The sequence below is a fragment of the Curtobacterium sp. MCBD17_028 genome (assembly GCF_003234875.1).
Classification (GTDB): Bacteria; Actinomycetota; Actinomycetes; order Actinomycetales; family Microbacteriaceae; genus Curtobacterium.
In genome coordinates this window covers 17222-32049 of sequence record NZ_QKTQ01000014.1, presented here as the reverse complement: position 1 = coordinate 32049, position 14828 = coordinate 17222, and the positions used below count along the sequence as shown (strand labels likewise).

At 73.2% G+C, this 14828-nt stretch carries 12 protein-coding genes; 8 read left to right on the top strand and 4 right to left on the bottom strand.

The annotated features are described in order from the left end of the window. Nucleotides 1-31 precede the first annotated feature (31 nt). The 4 genes from DEI86_RS13295 to DEI86_RS13280 are packed head-to-tail and all read left to right on the top strand — an operon-like array spanning nt 32 to nt 5560. A complete protein-coding gene (locus DEI86_RS13295) occupies nt 32-1732 on the top strand; it encodes an ABC transporter substrate-binding protein (protein ID WP_111049837.1) in 1701 nt (566 codons plus the stop codon). Then, nucleotides 1717-2838 carry an ABC transporter permease gene (locus DEI86_RS13290; protein WP_309146563.1) on the top strand — a complete coding sequence of 374 codons (1122 nt, stop codon included), beginning with the start codon at nt 1717-1719 and terminating at the stop codon, nt 2836-2838. The genes DEI86_RS13295 and DEI86_RS13290 overlap by 16 nt, the downstream gene beginning before the upstream one ends. Further along, entirely contained in the window at nt 2835-3734 is a 900-nt protein-coding gene (locus tag DEI86_RS13285; RefSeq protein ID WP_258376554.1) for an ABC transporter permease, read from the top strand. Before DEI86_RS13290 ends, DEI86_RS13285 begins: the two co-directional genes overlap by 4 nt. Continuing rightward, complete coding sequence (locus tag DEI86_RS13280) at nt 3731-5560, top strand: ABC transporter ATP-binding protein (protein WP_258376553.1); 1830 nt, start codon at nt 3731-3733, stop codon at nt 5558-5560. The genes DEI86_RS13285 and DEI86_RS13280 overlap by 4 nt, the downstream gene beginning before the upstream one ends. A 103-nt stretch (nt 5561-5663) precedes the next feature. On the opposite strand, the gene DEI86_RS13275 is transcribed toward DEI86_RS13280, so the two are convergent. Then, nucleotides 5664-6008, bottom strand: a complete 345-nt coding sequence (locus tag DEI86_RS13275; RefSeq protein WP_111011037.1) for a MerR family transcriptional regulator — start codon at nt 6006-6008, stop codon at nt 5664-5666. A gap of 97 nt (nt 6009-6105) precedes the next feature. Between DEI86_RS13275 and DEI86_RS13270 the strand changes: the two genes are divergently transcribed. Both DEI86_RS13270 and DEI86_RS13265 read left to right on the top strand, forming a co-directional pair. Then, the gene (locus DEI86_RS13270; protein ID WP_111011036.1) at nt 6106-7011 is read left to right on the top strand and encodes a PHB depolymerase family esterase; all 906 of its coding nucleotides are present in this window, start codon (nt 6106-6108) and stop codon (nt 7009-7011) included. 121 nt (nt 7012-7132) lie between these two features. Continuing rightward, entirely contained in the window at nt 7133-7975 is an 843-nt protein-coding gene (locus tag DEI86_RS13265) for a dienelactone hydrolase family protein (RefSeq protein WP_111049836.1), read from the top strand. A gap of 9 nt (nt 7976-7984) precedes the next feature. On the opposite strand, the gene DEI86_RS13260 is transcribed toward DEI86_RS13265, so the two are convergent. Together DEI86_RS13260 and DEI86_RS13255 are read right to left on the bottom strand one after the other, a co-directional pair. Next, a complete protein-coding gene (locus DEI86_RS13260) occupies nt 7985-8896 on the bottom strand; it encodes an EamA/RhaT family transporter (protein ID WP_111049835.1) in 912 nt (303 codons plus the stop codon). Between the two features lie 54 nt (nt 8897-8950). Further along, nucleotides 8951-10525 carry an MFS transporter gene (locus tag DEI86_RS13255; RefSeq protein WP_111011031.1) on the bottom strand — a complete coding sequence of 525 codons (1575 nt, stop codon included), beginning with the start codon at nt 10523-10525 and terminating at the stop codon, nt 8951-8953. 233 nt (nt 10526-10758) lie between these two features. Between DEI86_RS13255 and valS the strand changes: the two genes are divergently transcribed. Further along, on the top strand, nt 10759-13353 hold the full coding sequence (valS, locus tag DEI86_RS13250) for a valine--tRNA ligase (protein WP_111049834.1): 2595 nt from the start codon (nt 10759-10761) through the stop codon (nt 13351-13353). 95 nt (nt 13354-13448) lie between these two features. Next, nucleotides 13449-13694 (top strand): hypothetical protein, encoded by a 246-nt coding sequence (locus DEI86_RS13245; protein ID WP_111049833.1) that lies wholly within the window; start codon nt 13449-13451, stop codon nt 13692-13694. A gap of 52 nt (nt 13695-13746) precedes the next feature. Here the strand turns inward: DEI86_RS13245 and DEI86_RS13240 are convergent, their stop codons facing one another. Next, nucleotides 13747-14790, bottom strand: coding sequence for an SDR family oxidoreductase (locus tag DEI86_RS13240; RefSeq protein WP_258372238.1), 1044 nt, complete (start codon nt 14788-14790; stop codon nt 13747-13749). Nucleotides 14791-14828: the final 38 nt, after the last annotated feature.

Here is a 14828-nt window from a genome sequence, read left to right as displayed (position 1 = left end):
GCCCCCATTCAACCGCTAGACTCACCCGGACATGTTCTTGGACTCGGTACACAAACTCGCCTCCGCTGTTCGCGCCGCGGTCGCTCCCCCGCTGATCCGCACCCGCTCGAAGCGCGTCGCGCGCACCGCGACGACCGTGGCGGGCGCGACCGCGGTCCTCCTGGCCGTCGCCGCGTGTTCCGGCGGGAGCCCGAGCGCCAGCAGCACGCCGACGCACGGCGGAACGCTCGTGTACGCGTCCGGCGACGCCGAACCGACCTGCCTCGATCCGCACGTCGGTGGCAACTACCCGCAGGCGCTCCTCGCGTCGCAGTACATCGAGGAGCTCGTCACCATGGGCAGCGACCGGAAGGCCCAGCCCGCCCTCGCGACGAGCTGGACCACGAGCAGCGACGGCCGCACCTGGACCTTCCACCTGCGCGAGGGCGTCACGTTCAGCGACGGGACGCCGTTCGACGCGGCCGCCGTCGTCCGGAACATCGAGCACGTGCAGGACCCGGCGACGGCGTCGAGCACCGGGTACCTGGCCCTCGGCGCGATCACGACGGCGACCGCGACCGACGCCCACACGGTGACGCTGCGCCTCAGCCGCCCGGACAGCGCCCTGCTCGAGTCGCTGTCGCAGCCGTGGGTGGGGATCGAGTCGCCGACGGCGCTGGCCCGCTCGCAGGCGACCAACTGCGCCAGCCCGGTGGGGACGGGTCCGTTCATGGTGACGAAGTGGGTGCACGGCGACCACGTCAGCCTCACCCGGAACACGCACTTCACGCCGCTCGGGAACTCGAGCACGAAGCCCCGGCTGTCCGGGATCACCTGGCGGTTCCTGCCCGACTCGACCTCGCGCTACGCGGCGCTGAAGTCCGGCCAGGTCGACGTCATCGACAACGCCCAGCCCGACCAGCTGCACGCGGCGAGCTCGACGGGGAGCATCCGTGACCTCGACGCCCCGCGGCCCGGCGCCTCGAACCGGCTCGAGCTCAACTCCGGCCACGGGGTGTTCCGCGACGAGCAGGTGCGCAAGGCGTTCATCGCCGGCGCGCAGATCGATCCGGGCATCCGGTCCCTGTTCCTCGGCACGGCGAAGCGGTCGTACTCCGTCCTGTCGAGCGTCGAGCCGCTCGCCGTGAGCGACAAGCGGCTGTTCAGCTCCTCGCCCGCGACCGCGAAGCGCCTGCTCGACGCGGACGGCTGGAAGGTCGGGTCGGACGGCGTCCGCACGAAGGACGGCCAGCGGCTCACCGTCACGTTCCCGGTGTCGACGAACCAGTCGATCCCGGCCGAGCGCAGCCTCTTCCAGCAGATCCAGGCGTCGGAGAAGGCCGTCGGCTTCGACGTCCGCATCGAGCAGCTCGACCTGTCCAGCTGGTACGCCGCACTCGCCGCGAACCACTACGACGTCGTGAGTGCCCCGTACACGAAGGTCGGCCCGGACGTGCTCCGGATCCTGTACGACAGCGCGAGCATCACGCCCGCGCCGTCCGGGTACTTCGCGAACCTCGCGCAGCTGTCCGAGCCCCAGCTCGACGCCGAGCTCGAACAGGCCGCCCGCACGACGGACCCGACCACGCGGTCCACGCTCTACGCCGAGGCGCAGCACCGGATCCTCACGAGCCGCACCGTGCTGCCGCTGTACGACCAGCAGAACCAGTTCCTGTACCGGTCGAGCGTCCACGGCATCACGACCACGTCGGTGAGCACCCCGGACTTCGGGACCGCGTGGATCGACCACTGACGGACGGCGCGACCGGTCCGGCCGCTCCGGTCGGACCGGCCGGTCCGCCCGCTCCGGCCGGGAGGCCCACCCCCGTTCCCCGGGTCCGGCTCGGCATCGCCGCGGCCTGGCTGGCGCGCCGGGTCGTCGGGGCGGTCGTCGTCCTCTGGGCCGTGGCGACGATCGTGTTCGTCGCGATCCGTGCGATCCCCGGCGACCCCGCGCAGGCGATCCTCGGCGGGCCCGGATCGCAGGCCTCGGCCGCCGCGGTCGCGCACGTCCGCGCCGAGTACGGGCTCGACCGCCCCGTCGTCGTGCAGTACGCGGTGTTCCTCGGACGGCTGGCGACCGTGCGGCTCGGCGACTCGTACACCTTCCACACACCGGTCGCCGCCCTGCTCGCCCAGGAGCTCCCGGTCACCCTGACGCTCGCGCTCGCCGGACTCGTCGTCGCGTGGGCGTTGGCCGTCGTCGCCGCGTGGTGGTCGACCGGTCGTGGGCGGATCGCCGCCGCCCTGACGTCGGGGATCGCGGTCGCGGCGAGCGTGACGCCGCACTTCTGGCTCGGCAGCGTGCTCATCGTCGTGTTCGCGACCGGGCTCGGATGGACCCCCGCGGTGAGCGACGGCACGGTCGGCGGATGGGTGCTCCCGGCCGTCACGGTCGCGGTCCCCGTGGCCGGCTACCTGGCGCAGACGATCCGCGACGGTGTGCTCGACGCCGAGCGGTCCGCGTTCGCCCTCGCGGCGCGAGCGCGAGGCGAGTCCCCCGTCGGCCTGTTCTCCCGGCACCTGCTGCGGCACGCGGCGTTGCCGGGGATCGCCCTGAGCGCCTGGGCCTTCGGGTCGCTCGTGTCCGGCGCGGTCGTCGTCGAGTCCGTGTTCGCACTCCCCGGCATCGGACGGAGTCTCGTCGGCGCCGTGACCGAGCGGGACATGCCCCTGGTCGCCGGGATCGCGCTCGTGTCCGCCCTCGCGTACGTCGTGGTGCTCGCGGTCGCGGACCTCGTCGAACGCGTCGTCGACCCGCGGGTGACCCGCATGGGACCGACCGGCTCGTCCGTCCGACGCACCCGCCGGCCCCGCCCGGGTGCTCCCCGGCCGACCACGGGGCGGGCCGCTCCGTGACCGGGATCGTCGACCCGGGCCTCCCGGCGGCCGGCGTGGACGATGCCGTCCCCGCGACCGTCGGCGCGCCGGGCACCGCATGGCGACGCACGGTCCGCGCCCTCGGACCGTCCGGGAGCGTCGCCGCCGTCGTGGTGCTCCTCGCCGTCCTCGCCGCCGTCTGGCCGGCCGCACTCGGCGGCGCCCACCCGCTGGCGGTGCACCCTGCGCAGGCGTTGCTCGCGCCGTCCCCGCTCCATCCGTTCGGCACCGACGAGTCGGGCCGCGACGTCCTCGCGCGCGTGGTCGCCGGAACCCGCGCCTCGCTGACCGTCGGCGTCGTCGCGACACTCGTCGGCGGCGTCGCCGGGGTCCTCCTCGGGCTCGTCGCGGGGCTCGGCGGCCGGATCGCCGACGCCGTGGTCGGACGGATGCTCGAGGTCGGGTTCGCCTTGCCGATCCTGCTCGTCGCGCTCGTCGTCATCACCGTGACGGGGCCCGGCGCCGTGCCCGCGACGATCGCCGTCGGGTTCGCGACCGCCCCCGGCTACGGCCGCATCGTGCGCGGACTCGTCCGCACGGCGCGGGCCTCGGCCGTGGCGGAGACGGCCGTGCTGCTCGGACGGCGCCCGACGTGGATCGTCCTGCACCACGTGCTGCCGACCGCGCTCTGGCCGATCGTCGCCGTCGGCACCCTCGGCGTCGGGCAGGCCGTCGTGTGGGCGTCGGCCCTGAGCTACCTCGGGCTCGGGACGCCACCGCCGGCGCCGGAATGGGGCGCGATGCTCGCCGACGGCCGGACCTACCTGGACACCGCCCCGTGGACGAGCGCGTTCCCGGGACTCGCGATCGTCGTCACCGCCGCTGCGGTCACCGTCCTCGGGCGTCGGCTGCGCGGACTCGGAGTGCCGCGGTGAGCGCGATCGGGGCGCACGTGGACGGCGGCATGTCCACGGGTCCGTCCGCCGCGGGCCTCCCGGTCCTCGACGTCACCGACCTCGCCGTGGCGATCGACGGCCGGACCGTCGTCAGCGGCGTGGACCTCCGCATCGCGCCCGGCGAGTGCGTCGCGCTCGTCGGCCCGTCCGGGTCAGGCAAGTCGGTGACGGCGCGGGCACTCCTCGGGCTCTCGACACCCGGCGCCCGCGTCACCGCGGGGCGGCTCGAGCTCGACGGCGCGGACCTGCGGACCGCGTCGGAGCGACGGTGGCGCCGGATCCGCGGCCATCGCGTCGGGTACGTCGGCCAGGAGGCCCTCAGCGCGCTCGACCCGCTCCGCCCCGTCGGCCGCGAGGTCGCCGACGCCCTCCGCCTCCACACCGGACTCACTGCGCGCGAGCGGCTGGACCAGGTCGCTGCCACGCTCAACCGGGTCGGTCTCGACCCCGCGCTCGCCCGCGACGGACGGTGCGCCGACACCCTGTCCGGCGGGATGCGGCAGCGGGCGCTCATCGCCGCCGCGATCGTCGGTGGTCCCACACTCGTGATCGCGGACGAGCCGACCACGGCGCTCGATGCCGGCATCGCCGTCACGGTCATGGAGACCTTGCAGCGCGTCCGGGACGCCGGCGCCGGACTCCTCCTCATCACGCACGACATGGGCCTCGTCGCGGGCTGGGCCGACCGCGTCGCCGTCATGACGGACGGGAGGATCGTGGAGAGCGGGCGCACCGCCTCCGTCCTGCGGACGCCCCGCCATCCCGTGACGCGGGCGCTCGTCGCCGCGGCCGAGCACGCGCGCGTCGCGGTGCGCTGGGGTTCCGAGGTTGCCGATCCGGTCGGTGGCACCGCCGGTTCCGCGATGGCGGCCCCGCCTGCAGCGACGGCCGATCCCGCGGTGCCTGCCGATCCTGCGGTCGGCGCCGGTCCCGCGGTCGGCGCCGGTCCCGCGGTCGGCGCCGGTCCTGCGGTCGGCGCCGGTCCCGCGGTCGGCGCCGGTCCTGCCGGGCACGCCGTGCCTCCGGCCTCGTCAGCCGCCCCTGAGCCGGTGCTCGTCGGCGAGGACCTCGGCGCTCGGTACGACGGACGGAGCGTGCTCGAGCACGTCGATCTGGCGCTGGCTCGGGGCCGGACGCTCGGGGTCGTCGGCGCATCCGGGTCGGGCAAGACGACACTCGCCCGGGTGCTCCTCGGGCTGACGGACCCGGCCACCGGACGGGTGCGACTCGACGGCGCGGCCTGGGCGCCCCTCCCGGAAGCCGCGCGGCGGGCACGTCGTCACCGGATCGCCGCCGTCGTGCAGGACCCCGGGTCGACGTTCGACGAGCGATGGAGCGTCGAGCGGGTGCTCGTCGACGCACTCACCGCGGGACGCGCTCGACGTGCCGCCGGTGCCGTCGCCGACGCCGTGGACGCCGCCCTCCGCCGGGTCGACCTCGACCCCGCGCTCCGGCCCCGCGGTCCCCGCACCCTGTCCGGCGGGCAACGGCAGCGGCTCGCGATCGCCCGGGCCCTGGCGACCGGACCGGACCTGCTGCTCCTCGACGAACCCGTCACCGCGCTCGACGCCACCGTGCAGGACGCGGTGCTCGCGCTGCTCGAGCGGCTGCAGCGCGAGACCGGGACGGCGATGCTCTTCGTCTCGCACGACCTGGCGGCGGTGCGGCGGATGAGCGACGACGTGCTGGTGCTCGACGCCGGGCGGGTGGTCGAGGCCGGGCCGGCCGATCGGGTGTTCGGGCGGCCGGCGCACCCGGTCACGGCGCGGCTCCTGGCGGCGGCGGAGCGGCTGGCGGCGGGGTAGGTCGGGCGTCAGCGGTCAGGACCGGCGCGCATCTCGCGCCCGCGCTGTCGCTCCCCACGTTGTCACTTCCCGCAGTCGCTTCCCGCGGTCGCACGCCGCGCGGTCACACCCCGCGCTCGAGGAACTCCGTCAACGCCGCACGCGTCCTGACGAGCTCGTCGATCCGCTCGGACATGTCGTCGCGCATCCGCTCGACCGTGCCCCGGACGGCGCGGCGGTCGACCGTGTCGTGCCGCCCGGTCGCGCAGGGGATGACCGCCCGGACGTCCTCGCGCGAGAACCCGATCTCGAACATCGTCCGGATGACCCGCGCCTTCTCGACGGCGTCGTCGGTGTACGTCCGGTAGCCGTTCGGGCTGCGGCGAGCGCTGAGGAGTCCCTGCTGCTCGTAGTACCGCAACGAGCGGGCGCTGACGCCGGACCGTGCACTCAGCTCACCGATGTTCATCCGCCGCCCCCACCTCGCTTGACCTTGACACGACGTCAGACTCTAGCGTCGGTCCCGACCGCGCACAGCACGGCGCACGAGCACGAGGAGGACGGGCATGCGCAGCACCATCGACGTGGACGGCAGGCAGCGGACGATGACGATCGTGGGCGATCCGGAGGCCCAGCAGGCCCGAGACCTCGTCCTCGTCCTGCACGGGTCGAAGCAGACCGGCGCGAAGCACCGCGCCTTCACGGGCGGCATGTACGACGCGTTCGCGGCGAGCGGCACGGCTGTGGTCGTGTACCTCGACGGGTACCGCGGGAACTGGAACGACGCCCGACGGCAGAGCGGGTTCCCGGCGCGACTCGAGGGGATCGACGACGTCGGGTTCGTCCGCGCCGTGATCCGGGACCTCGGGGCGACCCACGGCATCGACCCGGACCGGGTGTTCGTCATCGGCTACTCGAACGGCGGCCAGATGGCCATGCGCCTGGTGCACGAGGTACCGGAACTGCTGGCCGGCGTCACGGTCGTCGCCGCGACGATGCCCACGCGCGACGATTTCCTGCTCCCCACCGAGACACCTGCCACGACGCCGCTCCCGATCCTGCTCGTGCACGGCACGGCCGACCCGATCGCGCCCTACGCCGGTGGCGCGATGAAGCCGTGGGCACAGCGCTTCTTCAAGGTCGGCGGCAGCGCCCTGTCGGCACGCGACACGGCCGCGTACTTCGCCCGGCGCAACGGCATCAGCACGCCGGGGGTCGTGGACCGGATCCCCTCCGACGGGCACGGATCGACGTGGATGGAGCAGGTCGACCACCGGGAGGACGGGCGCATGCCCGTCCGCCTGGTCACGGTCCACCGGGGCGGGCACACGGTCCCCGGGCCGAAGCGGGCGCCCTTCGTCCTCGGGCGCACCGGTCACGACTTGTCCGTGGCGGCCGCGGCCGCGGCGTTCTTCGGCATCGGCGGACGCCGCGCGGAGGACGGGAGTCGGGCCTCCCGGCACGCCGGGTGAGTGGCGGGCGACGAAGTGCACGGTGCGCTGGCAGCGGCGGGTCGACCGAGCAGCGCGGGTGACCGCACGGACCCCACCGAGCACCGCCCCGTAGGCTGCATCCACCGACGAAGGAGTCGCCATGCCCGCCAGCACCGCCCCTCGATCCGACCTCACCGGATGGAGGCGCTCACCGTTCACGGGCGGTGGTCTGACGTACGACTGCTTCGAGAAGGGCACCGGCCCCGGCGTGGTCCTCATCCCGGAGATCCCGGGGATCACGCCCGAGGTCCTCGGGCTCGCGGAGCACCTGGTCGACAGCGGCTTCACCGTCGTCGTCCCATCGCCCTTCGGTGAGCCGGGTCGGTCGGCGACGCCCGCCTCCACCCTCGGCGTGGTCGCCAGACTGTGCGTCTCGGCGGAGTTCCGCGCCTTCGCGGTGAACGCGCATCGACCGGTGACCGACTTCCTGCGCGCCGTCGCCGCGGACCTCGCGGCTCGGACACCGGGAAAGGGTGTCGGCGTGATCGGCATGTGCTTCACCGGAGGCTTCGCGCTGGCGGCGGCGATCGACGACACGGTCAGGGCATCGGTCCTCAGTCAGCCCGCGGTCCCGTTCCCCCTCGGCCGCGCGCGCAAGCTCGCGCCGGGGCCCGTCTCGACGGCCGAGTTCGACCGCATCGCCGCGCGTGCCGCCGCGGGCGAGGTGTGTGCACTCGGCCTGCGGTTCAGCGAGGACGGCACCGTGCCCCGCGCCCGGTTCGAGACACTCAAGCGTCGGCTCGGGGACGCCTTCGAGGTCATCGAGCTCGACTCGTCCCCCGGCAACAGCGGCGGTTTCGGCCCGCACGCCCACTCCGTGCTCACCAACGAGGTCCGGGAGGTCCCCGGGCATCCCGCACTCGCGGCCCGCGACCGCACGGTTCAGTTCCTGCGCGGCCGGCTCACGCCCGCAGGCACTGGCGAGCAGACGCAGCCTGCCTGACGGCGGACCTCACGCGAGTGCCAGCGTCGCACTCGCCGCGAACCCGAGCACCAAGCCCGCGACCTGCACGCGCGACAGCCGCTCCCGCAGCACGATCGCGGCCAGGAGGATCGTCCCGATCGGGTAGAGCGCGTCCAGCACGCTGACCACGGGCAGCGCCGCCGGGTCGTCGGACACGTGCAGTGCGGCCTGGATGAACACGTTCGCGGACGCGTCGAAGCACCCGCACGCGACCACGACGACCCAGAACCGCCGGTGGACCGGGAGGAGCGGTGCGCGATCCGGCGAACCCTCAGCTCCGGCGGGCGCAGCAGCGGCAGCGCGTCGCGATCGTGCGACGACGACGAGCACGCCCGTCCACATGACGATCGCCTGGATCACCCGGGCGACGACGAGTGGCGCGATCCCGTCCGCTGCGTCGGTCCGGGCGTAGGCGATGACCAGGACCCCGAACCCGCATCCCGACACGGCGGCGATCCCGAGGCCGCCGAGGGTCAGCGGCGTCGAGGACCCGTTCGACGAGGTGGCGACGAGCACGACGGCCACGACGGCGGCGATGATCGCGGCGATCGCCACCGGCCCGAGTCGAACCCCCGCGACGACACCGACGACGACGGGCACGACCGCCGCGAACACGGACGTGACCGGCGAGAGCACGCTCATCGGCCCGATCGCGAGCGCGGCGTAGAGCAGCAGGACGCCGACCGAGCCCGCGATCCCGGCGACGGACCCCCACAGGAGCGCGTGGCCGGTGAACCGGGCGTGCAGCAGGGGCACGGCCGCCACGAGCGGCACGATGCCGACGACCGCGGCGATGGCCGTGACCACGATCGGCCGCGCCGTCCGCGACCCGACCCCGCCGAGGAAGTCGGACACCCCGTAGGTCATGGCGCCGAGCAGCCCGAGGACCACGGTCAGCACATCCGACCTCCGCGCGTCGCTGTCGCGCCGCCCGCTCGGCAGCGTGCGTCGACCCTACCGAACGGACGGAGGGCGATCGCGTGGGGCGTCCTGCTCCCCCACCACCGGGATCTGACTCGTGGCGAAGTCTCGCGCCCAGCTCGTGCGCGAGAACGCGCTCGTCGGGTCGGCGTACTGCTCGATGACCGCGGACGCCTCGGCCTCGGTGGTCACGGTGGGCCCCGAGCCGAGCAGCGGCTCCTGTGCGGTCTCGGTGGTGCAGGCCACCGCGACCAGCCCGATCACCGCGGCGACGACGAGGTACAGCGCGGGCACGTCGTCCGCCCACGGCAGGCCGGCGTCGTGCGCGGCCGCGACGAGCGCCTCGGTCGCCAGTGGTGTCGTCCCGCCGAACAACGACACCGAGACGTTGAACGCGATCGCGAGCGCGCCGTAGCGGACGGCGGTCGGGAACAGCGCGGGCAGCGTCGACGGCATGGTCGACGTGAACGTCACGAGCACGAGTCCCATGAGCAGCAGTCCGCAGAACCCGAGCCACGGGTCCGCGGTCTGCACGAGGGCGAGGGCCGGCCACGACAGGACGATGAAGCCGATGCAGCCCGCGAAGAGCACGGGGCGCCGTCCGAACCGATCGGACAGCCGGCCGCCGAGCCCGATCACCGCCATCATGACGACCATCACGACGATGACGAGCACGAGGCCGTCGGTGGCGTCGCTGCCGAGCGTCTCGGTCAGGTAGGTCGGCATGTAGGACAACAGCATGTAGTCGGTGACGTTGAACACGAGCACCAGCCCGATGCACACGAGCAGCGGCCGCCAGTGTTCGGCGAGCAGGCGCACGACCGGGGTCCGTTCCGCCTCGCGTTCAGCGAGCGCGGCCTGCTGTCGTTGGAACGCGGGCGTCTCCTCGAGCCGGAGACGCAGGTACAGCCCGATGACCCCGAGCGGACCCGCCACGAGGAACGGGACCCGCCACCCCCACGCGAGCAGCGCGTCGTCCGACAGCGTCGCCTGGAGGGCCGTCACGAGCCCGGCGCCGAGCACGTACCCGCCGAGCGTCCCGAACTCGAGCCAGGCGCCGAGGGCGCCACGGCGCCGGTCCGGTGCGTACTCGGCGATGAACGTCGCCGCCCCGCCGTACTCACCGCCCGTCGAGAACCCCTGCAACAGCCGGGCGAGCAAGAGGAGGACCGCACCCCACAGCCCGATCCGGTCGTACCCGGGCACCAGCCCGATGGCGAAGGTCCCGGCCGCCATGAGCACCATCGTCAGCGCGAGCACCCGCTGTCGCCCGATCCGGTCCCCGAGCGGACCGAACACCACGCCGCCGAGCGGTCGGACCAGGAACGCGGCGGTGAACGTCGCGAACGCCGAGATCGTGCTGGCCGTCGGGTCCGCCGACGGGAAGAACACCTGCCCGATCGTCGTGGCGAGGTAGGCGAAGACGCCGAAGTCGAACCACTCCATCGCGTTGCCCAGCGCCGCCGCCGTGACCGCGCGCTTGAGCAGCGGACCGTCGACGACCGTCACGTCGTCCGCGGTCAGGCGGCGCCGGGCGGACCGGACGAGGTCCGGCGCTCCCCTGCGGCGCGGTCGGGACGTCGTGGTGTCGTTCGATGGCGCGGTCACTGGTCCTGGTCCTTCCGGGCGTCGTGGAATGTCACGTACCAGAGTGCCGTATCGGTGGGCCCGTCGCGTCCTCACCGCTCAGGGTGTGCGCCTCGCCTGTCGTGGTCGCCGTGTGGCGGCGACTGGTCCGACCCTCCCGGCCCCGGTACCCTTGTCCCGACCCGCAGCGCGCGGAACACTCAGGCACCTCATCACGGACTCGGTGCCGCACACATCGACCGGAAGGTGCAGCCATGACCAAGCCCATGCCCGACAAGCCCTCGGTGGACGGCCTCGAGCAGGTCTGGGGCCCGCAGTGGGAGACCGACGGCACCTACCGGTTCGACCGCGATGGTGCGACCCGCGCCGACGTCTACTCGATCGACACCCCGCCGCCCACGGCGTCCGGCTCGCTGCACATCGGGCACGTGTTCAGCTACACCCACACCGACGTCAAGGCGCGGTTCGAGCGCATGCGCGGCAAGCGCGTGTTCTACCCGATGGGCTGGGACGACAACGGCCTGCCGACGGAACGCCGCGTGCAGAACTACTACGGCGTCCGCTGCGACCCGTCGCTCCCCTACGACGCGTCCTTCACGCCACCGTTCGAGGGCGGCGACGGCAAGAGCACCAAGGCCGCCGACCAGGTCCCGATCTCACGCCGCAACTTCATCGAGCTGTGCGAGCGCCTGACCGTCGAGGACGAGCAGCAGTTCGAGCACGTGTGGCGCACCCTCGGCCTGTCGGTGGACTGGACGCAGTCGTACCGGACGATCGGCGACGAATCGCAGGCGATCGCGCAGAAGGCGTTCCTGCGGAACCTCGCCCGCGGCGAGGCCTACCAGGCGGACGCACCGACCCTGTGGGACGTCACGTTCCGCACGGCGGTGGCGCAGGCCGAACTGGAGGACCGGGACCAGCCCGGCGCGTACCACGGCATCGCGTTCCACAAGACCGACGGCAGCGGCGACGTCGTGATCCAGACGACCCGGCCGGAGCTGCTCCCCGCGTGCGTCGCACTCGTCGCGCACCCGGACGACGAACGGTTCCAGGACCTGTTCGGGACGACGGTGCGCTCCCCGCTGTTCGACGTCGAGGTCCCGGTGCTCGCCCACCACCTGGCACAGCAGGACAAGGGCGCCGGCATCGCGATGATCTGCACCTTCGGCGACACGACGGACGTCGTCTGGTGGCGCGAGCTGCAGCTGCCGAACCGCTCGGTGATCGGGTTCGACGGCCGCATCGTGTCGCAGGCGCCCGACGTCATCACCTCGGAGCGCGGCCTGGCCGTGTACGCCGAGATGGCCGGCAAGACCGTGTTCAGCGCCAAGCAGGTCGTCGTCGACGCGCTCACCGAATCGGGCGAGCTCATCGGCGACGTCAAGAAGATCACGCACCCGGTCAAGTTCTTCGAGAAGGGCGACAAGCCGCTCGAGATCGTGTCGACGCGGCAGTGGTACATCGTCAACGGGTCGCGCGACCAGCAGCTCAAGGACACCCTCGTCGAGCGCGGTCAGCAGATCGCGTTCCACCCGGACTTCATGCGCGTCCGGTACGAGAACTGGGTGAACGGCCTGTCCGGCGACTGGCTCGTGTCGCGGCAGCGGTTCTTCGGTGTGCCGCTCCCCGTCTGGTACCCGCTCGACGCCGACGGCAACCCCGTGTTCGACCAGGTGATCACCCCGACCGAGGACCAGCTCCCCGTGGACCCGTCGTCCGACCCGGCTCCCGGCTACTCAGCCGACCAGCGCGGCGTCCCCGGCGGGTTCATCGGCGAGGTCGACGTCATGGACACGTGGGCGACCTCGTCCCTGACCCCGCAGCTCGCCGGCGGGTGGGAGCGGGACCCCGACCTGTTCGGGATCGTCTACCCGTACGACGTCCGTCCGCAGGGCCAGGACATCATCCGGACCTGGCTGTTCACGACCGCGCTCCGGGCCCAGCTCGAGGACGGCGTCGCCCCGTGGGCGAACGCCTCGATCTCGGGGTTCATCGTCGACCCGGACCGCAAGAAGATGTCGAAGTCGAAGGGCAACGTCGTCACGCCCATCGACATGCTCGAGCAGCACGGCGCCGACGCGGTCCGGTACTGGGCGGCGTCCTCGCGTCTCGGCACCGACGCGGCGTTCGACCCGCAGAACCCCAAGCAGATCAAGGTCGGTCGACGCCTGGCGATCAAGGTGCTCAACGCCGCGAAGTTCGTGCACGGCTTCGAGCTGCCCGTCGGTGCGCACAGCGTCACCGAGGCGCTCGACGTGGACATGCTCGCCGCGCTCCGCTCGGTCGTCGAGCAGGCCACGACCGCGTTCGCGCAGTACGACCACGCCCGCGCGCTCGAGGTCACCGAGCGGTTCTTCTGGACGTTCTGCGACGACTACCTCGAGCTCGTCAAGGAGCGCGCGTACGGCACCGCCGACGAGGCCACCCACGAGACGCAGGCCTCGGCGGTGCTCGCGCTCCGCGCCGCGATGGACGTGCTGACCCGCCTGCTCGCACCGTTCCTCCCGTTCGCAACGGAGGAAGTGTGGGCCTGGACGCACGACGGATCGGTGCACCGGGCCTCCTGGCCGACCCCGGCCGACCTGCCGGTCGACGCGGACGAGTCCGGGCTGCTCGAGGCCGTCGGGCAGGCGCTCATCGGCATCCGCGGGGCGAAGACGGCGGCGAAGGCGTCGCAGAAGACGCCCGTCACGCGGGCGGTCGTCGCGGCCCCCGAGCCGGTGCGGGCGCTCATCGAGCAGGCCGCACCGGACCTCGCCGCGGTCGGGCGGATCCGGAACCTGGCGTTCGCGGAGGGCGCGGAGCTCAGCGTCGTCGAGATCGAGCTCGAGGAGCAGCCCGCGGTCTGACCCCCCTCCGCGAGATCGCAGTCGTTGCCGTTCTGGTTCGATCAGAACGGCAACGACTGCGATCTCGGATCGGACTGGGACGGACTGGAGGCACCATGCAGCTGGGCACACGATGGAGCGTCGGGCAGGAGCCACCGGCCGCCCTGCCGGAGGCGATGCTCGTCGCGGTCCGGACGGTCGAGGAGGAACTCGCCGACGAGGGGGTCGACGCCTCGACGTGGCGCTGGACCCTGACGTGGCTCGAGCGCCGACCGATCGCCGAGCTCGACGACGGGACGCGGATCCACCTCGACCCGCTCGGGCAGGCCGTGACGACGCCGCCCCACGACGACGAGCCCTGAGCGGACCCAGCCCGGTCTCGGCTGGGCCGGGCAGGCAGCCAGGAGGGGCTGGTCAGCGCGCGCGGAGACGCCGTCCGACGAACACCGCGATCGCGCCGACGAGCGCCCAGCCCATCACGTTGCGGCTCGCGGTGCGCCGTCCGCCGTGCCACCCGCCATCCGCCGTCGCGTCCCGCGGGTCGGACGACGGGGTGAAGATCGTGCCCTGGTTGTCGGGGACGTGCTCGTGGCGCGACAGGTGCGTCTTGTCGGTCTGGATCGCCATCTGCGCCTCGACCGCGGCCGGGGTCATGCGGTGCTGCTGCACGAACGCCTTGCCGGCACCTCCGATCGCGATCTCGGTCGCCTTGCCGGGCGCGTCGGCCGCGCGGACGACCGCGCGCGCGACCTTGTCGACACCGTAGACCGGCGGCAGCGCGACGATCTTGCGGCCGGTGTGGTTCGCGCTGTGCCGGAAGAACGGCGTGTCCACGGTGGGCGGCAGGACCGTGACGACGTGGATGCGCTTCTTGCCGCGGAGCATGAGCTCGGACCGGAGGCTCACGCCGAGGGCACGGACCGCCGCCTTCGACATGCCGTAGGGCGCGGTGTACGGCTGCGGGACCTCGCCCACGATGGACGACACGTTGACGAGCACGCCACGCCCCTGCCGCTCCATGACCTCGAGGGCCGCGCGTGCGCCGTACACGTACCCCATGACGTTGACGTCCATCACACGGCGGAACTCGTCCATCGGCATCTGCAGGAACGGCGAGAACGACGAGATGGCGGCGTCGTTGATCCACACGTCGATGCGTCCGAACCGGCGGACGGCCTCCGCTGCCAGGCGGAGCACGGCGGTCTCGTCGCTCGTGTCGGTCGGCACGGCGAGCGCCTCGCCACCGAGCGCACGGCACTCGGCGGCCACGGCCTCCAGGGCGGCGGGACGACGGGCGGCGAGGACGACCGCGTCGCCGGCGCGGGCGAACCGGAGCGCCGTGGCCCGACCGATGCCGCTGGACGCCCCCGTGATCACGATCGTGCGGTTCCGCTTGCCCATGGTGCGCCTCCCGGTGCGCTCGGCGGAGCGGGACGTCCCCGTCTCCTGACGGTCCACTGGTACGCCCTCCGGGTGGCCGTCGTTCCCAGCGAGGG

Coding starts and splice junctions, on each gene's coding strand:
- DEI86_RS13265 (WP_111049836.1), top strand. CDS start 7,133: ATGCCCGCCAGCACCGCCCCTCGATCCGACCTCACCGGATGGAGGCGC.
- DEI86_RS13295 (WP_111049837.1), top strand. CDS start 32: ATGTTCTTGGACTCGGTACACAAACTCGCCTCCGCTGTTCGCGCCGCG.
- DEI86_RS13275 (WP_111011037.1), bottom strand. CDS start 6,008: ATGAACATCGGTGAGCTGAGTGCACGGTCCGGCGTCAGCGCCCGCTCG.
- valS (WP_111049834.1), top strand. CDS start 10,759: ATGACCAAGCCCATGCCCGACAAGCCCTCGGTGGACGGCCTCGAGCAG.
- DEI86_RS13245 (WP_111049833.1), top strand. CDS start 13,449: ATGCAGCTGGGCACACGATGGAGCGTCGGGCAGGAGCCACCGGCCGCC.
- DEI86_RS13270 (WP_111011036.1), top strand. CDS start 6,106: ATGCGCAGCACCATCGACGTGGACGGCAGGCAGCGGACGATGACGATC.